This window comes from Streptomyces antioxidans, from assembly GCF_000968685.2.
Classification (GTDB): domain Bacteria; phylum Actinomycetota; class Actinomycetes; order Streptomycetales; family Streptomycetaceae; genus Streptomyces; species Streptomyces antioxidans.
In genome coordinates, this window is sequence record NZ_LAKD02000100.1 from 1 (window position 1) to 3,913 (window position 3,913).

The 3,913-nt window shown below is 71.2% G+C and carries 2 protein-coding genes; both read left to right on the forward strand.

All coding sequences use genetic code 11. From position 1 onward, the window contains the following. A partial coding sequence (locus VT50_RS29590; protein ID WP_143645296.1) for an SDR family NAD(P)-dependent oxidoreductase occupies positions 1 to 2,324 on the forward strand: 2,324 nt, incomplete at its 5' end. Positions 2,325 to 2,371: 47 nt separating this feature from the next. Continuing rightward, positions 2,372 to 3,913: type I polyketide synthase (locus VT50_RS29595; protein ID WP_206269502.1), on the forward strand; the 1,542-nt coding region annotated here is incomplete at its 3' end.

Consider the following 3,913-nt stretch of genomic DNA (forward strand, 5'->3'; position numbering starts at 1 on the left):
CCATCGACTGGAACAGCTGGTACCCCACCACCCCCACCCCCCGCACCATCGAACTCCCCACCTACGCCTTCCACCACCAGCACTACTGGCTCGCCCCGCCCGCTCCCCGTACCAACGGTCATCTCAACGGCCACCACCCGGCCGAGGCCAGGCTCTGGGACGCCATCGAGGAACTTGACGTCGATGCCCTCACCAGCACACTCCACCTGGACAAGAACAGCCCCGGCATCGACGCCCTGCTCCCCGCACTGCCTGTACTGTCGACCTGGCGACGGCAACACCGCGAGCGGTCCGCCATCGACTCCTGGCGCCATCGCGTCGTGTGGAAGCAGCTGCCGGACTCCGCCACCGCACCGACACTCAGCGGGACCTGGCTACTGCTCGTGCCCTCCGGGTGGGAGGAACACCCGGCCGTCCACGCCACCATTCAGGCGCTGGACGCCCATGGCGCGGCCCATGAAGTCCTGACGCTCGATGGCACGGACGCCCGGCCCGACGCCCTCGCTCCGAAGCTCTCGCAGCTCTCGCAGCTCCCCGATGGCAGTACGCCCGAGGGCATTCTGAGTCTGCTCGCGCTCGACCAGGCACCCCACCCCGAACACCCGGCCGTCCCCGTCGGGCTGGCGGCGACGGCCGCTGTTGTCCAGGCCCTCAGCCGGACGGCGCTCACCGCGCCCCTGTGGTGTGTCACCCAGGGTGCCGTGGCCGCCACCGCCGCCGATCCGCTCCCCCATCCGCACCAGGCTCAGATCTGGGGTATGGGCCGGGTCGCGGCGCTGGAACACCCCCACCTCTGGGGCGGTCTCATCGACCTCCCGGCCGACGTGGACGCCCGCACCCCGGCCCGTATCGCCGCCGTACTGGCGCCCGGCCAGCCCGAGGACCAGGTGGCGATCCGTGCCACCCCGCTGGCCCGCCGACTGGAGCGCGCCACCTGCCAGGACACCGCGCCCACCGCGTGGCGCCCCACCGGTACGACCCTGATCACCGGCGGCACCGGCGGTCTGGGCGCCCATGTGGCCCGCTGGCTCGCCCGCCGGGGAGCCCCCCATATCCACCTCATCAGCCGCTCCGGCCCCGACGCCCCCGGAGCCGCCCAACTCACCGAAGACCTCACCGCGTTGGGCGCGGCCGTCACCATCAGCGCCTGCGACGTGGCCGACCGCGCCGCGCTCCAGCACCTCCTGGACACGGTCCCGGCCGAGCACCCCCTCACCGCCGTCGTCCACGCCGCCGGGCTGGCCGAGAACACCCCGCTGGCCGAGCTGGACCTTCCGGGGATCGAGGCGGTGCTACGGCCCAAGGCGCTCGCGGCCACCCATCTCCATGAGCTCACCGAACATCGTGACCTCAGCGCCTTTGTGCTCTTCTCGTCCGGCGCGGCAGCGTGGGGCGGCAGCCGACAGCCCTCGTACGCCGCCGCCAACGCCTATCTCGATGCCCTCGCCGAGCACCGCCGCGCCCGTGGCCTGCCCGCCACCAGCATCGCGTGGGCGCCGTGGAGCGATGCGGGCATGGCCGCCGACGAGGCCGTCGTCGACTACTACCGACGGCGCGGGATGCGGCCCCTGGACACCGATCTCGCCATCGCCTCGCTGCAACACGCCTTGGACCACGGCGACACCACGATCACCATCGCGGACATCGACTGGGAGAGGTTCCCCGCCGGTTTCACCGCACAGCGGCCCAGCCCGCTGCTGTCGGACCTGGCCGCCAGCGCGTCTCCGGGCACCGATGCCACCCCGGACGTCGACGCGGCGTTGAGCAGTTCCCTCCAGCGGCAACTGGCCACGGGCACCCCCGCCCAGCAGCATCAACTCCTGCTCCATCACATCCAGACGCATGCCGCCGCGATCCTCGGCCATCCCACCATCGATGCGATTCCCCCCGCCCAGCCGTTCCAGGAGCTGGGGTTCGACTCGCTCACGGCCGTCGAGTTCGGGCATCGGCTCTCCTCGGCCACCGGTCTCGGCCTTCCGCCCACCCTGGTCTTCGACCACCCCACGCCCAAGGAGCTGGCCGACTATCTGCGCGAGCGGCTTGTCGAGGGGCAGCTGACCTCCGAGGGACATCTGCTGTCGGAGCTCGACCGGTGGGACGCGGCCTCGGAGTCCTCGACGGTGGACGAGGCGGCCCGGCGCCGGATCACCGGGCGACTGCGGCTGCTGCTGGCCAAATGGACCGGCGTCGAACGGGAGACAAAGCGCTCCGCGGCCCACGGCGAGCTTGAGACAGCGACGGCGGAAGACATCTTCGACCTCATCTCCGACGAGTTCGGAAGGTCCGACGGGCTTGGGAAGTCCGACGAGTTCGGAAAGTCGTGAGCCCGATGACCCCCGTCCGCCACGACGCGCCAAGGAGCCTCCGCTAGATGTCGAACGAAGAGAAGCTGCTCGACCACCTCAAGTGGGTCACGGCCGAGTTGCGCCAGACCCGTGAGCGTCTGCGGCAGGCCGAGTCCGCCGAGCCGGAGTCCATCGCGATCGTGGGCATGGCCTGCCGCTATCCGGGTGGGGTGCGGTCGCCGGAGGAGCTGTGGCGGCTGGTGCGGGACGGCGAGGACGCCGTCTCCGGCTTTCCCACGGACCGGGGCTGGGGCGTTGCGGAGCTGTTCGACCCGGATCCGGAAAGCCATGGGAAGTCCTATGTTGACCAGGGCGGATTCTGTTACGACGCGACCGAGTTCGACGCGGCCTTCTTCGACATCAGCCCCCGCGAGGCACAGGCCATGGACCCCCAGCAGCGGCTGCTGCTGGAGACCGCGTGGGAGGCGTTCGAACGCGCCGGGCTCAATCGGACGTCGCTGGTCGGCAGCAACACCGGGGTGTTCGCGGGGGTGGGTTCGCATGACTATCTGTCGGTCATCGGCGACATCACCAGCGAGGTGGAGGGCTATGTCGGCCCCGGGAACCTCGGAAGTGTGGTGTCCGGGCGGGTGGCGTACACGCTCGGCCTCGAGGGTCCAGCGGTCACGGTGGACACCGCGTGTTCCTCGTCCCTGGTCGCCATCCATCTGGCGTGTCAGGCGCTGCGCAACGGCGAATGTGATCTGGCCCTGGCCGGTGGCGTGGCCGTGATGGCCACGCCCGGCGCGTTCATCGAGTTCTCCCGTCAGCGCGGCATGGCCCCGGACGGCCGCTGTAAACCGTTCGCGGCGGGCGCCGATGGCACCGGATGGGGCGAGGGCGCCGGGCTGATCGTCCTGGAGCGCCTATGCGAGGCGCAGCGCCGCAACCGCCGTGTCCTCGGGGTGATCCGGGGCTCCGCGGTCAACCAGGACGGGGCCAGCAACGGTCTTACGGCGCCGAAAGGGCCCTCGCAGCAGCGGGTGATCCGCCAGGCGCTGACCAACGCGCAGCTGTCGACCGCCGAGGTGGACGCGGTCGACGGACACGGCACCGGGACCACCCTCGGCGATCCGATCGAGGCGCAGGCGCTGCTGGCCACGTACGGCCAGGGCAGGCCGGAGGACCGGCCACTGTGGCTGGGCTCCATCAAGTCCAACATCGGCCACACCCAGGCCGCCGCAGGAGCGGCCAGTGTGATCAAGATGGTGATGGCGATGCGGCATGAGCTGCTGCCCGCCTCACTGCACATCGACAAGCCAACACCGCACGCCGATTGGACGTCGGGTGCGGTACGGCTGCTGACCGAGCCGGTCGACTGGCCGCGCGGCGAGCGCCCGCGCCGAGCCGGTGTGTCCGCGTTCGGGATCTCCGGTACGAACGCCCATCTGATCCTGGAGCAGGCCCCCGAACCGGCCGAGGCCGCCCCCACGACGGACACGTCCACGGGTGGTGTGGTGCCGTGGGTGGTCTCCGGGCGCACCGCTGAAGCGTTGCGCGGTCAGGCCCGGGCGCTGGCCGAACGACTGGCCACCGACCCCGAGGCATCACCGGCCGAGGTCGGCTGG